Origin of the sequence: Xanthomonas sp. LMG 12460 (genome assembly GCF_009192895.1) — a bacterium.
Lineage (GTDB): Bacteria > Pseudomonadota > Gammaproteobacteria > Xanthomonadales > Xanthomonadaceae > Xanthomonas_A > Xanthomonas_A sontii.
This window is the reverse complement of record NZ_NKUH01000116.1, coordinates 1-691: the sequence shown is the minus strand read 5'-3', so window position 1 is coordinate 691 and position 691 is coordinate 1. Positions and strand designations below refer to the sequence as shown.

Sequence of the window (691 nt, the reverse complement as noted above, 5' to 3'; positions counted from 1 at the left end):
CGGCATGGGCGGTGGTGGCGGTGGTGGTGGGCAGGATTACGCGCCGCGTCGCCAGCAGCCGGCCCCGCAGCAGTCCGCGCCGATGGACGACTTCGCGGATGACGATATTCCGTTTTGATCTTTCGTCGTTCCTGCGATGCAAACAGACCCCGGCAAGCCATTGTGCTTGCCGGGGTTTTTTCTGTTTTGGCGAGGTGTTTTCCTTTCTAGCGCGAGTCTGTCCGGTCCTCCAAGGCAGGCGATATGAAGCCAGACGGTATCGGTCGACTGGAGTGGTCACACGTACCGTGCTTTTCACCGCTGGCGATTGGGGCCGGAGCGTGCATGCAAGCGGCGAGTGCCCCGCTGTTCCTGCCTTCAAAACTGGGTCGGTCGCCAAGCGTCGCGTCGTGCCCGGTCGCCTCGGCAACGCCTTGGCGCGGCTTTCGTGCCGAGTCCATGCTATCGCTCAACGCCGGCCGACCCGGCTGCAACGGGGAAGGTGTCGTAGGGGCTGCTTTAGCGGCGACAGGCTTTCCGATGAAAGCCATCGCGGCTAAAGCCGCTTCTGCGAAAGGCACATTGGCGTCGCTCGCCGCTACACCACGATCCTCACCACATGAATGCGCATGGCAACGCGGCGGAGGTGTCCTGAAGCTCCAGGTCCGACCTCCCATCCCCGCCGCCTTGCAGGCGATTTAGCGCATCCGTC

The 691-nt window shown here is 63.4% G+C and carries 1 pseudogene; it reads left to right on the top strand.

Features of this window, described 5'->3' with window-relative positions:
* Positions 1-118: pseudogene (locus CEK66_RS18910) on the top strand (single-stranded DNA-binding protein); the annotation flags it as partial.
* Between the last annotated feature and the right edge of the window lie 573 nt (positions 119-691).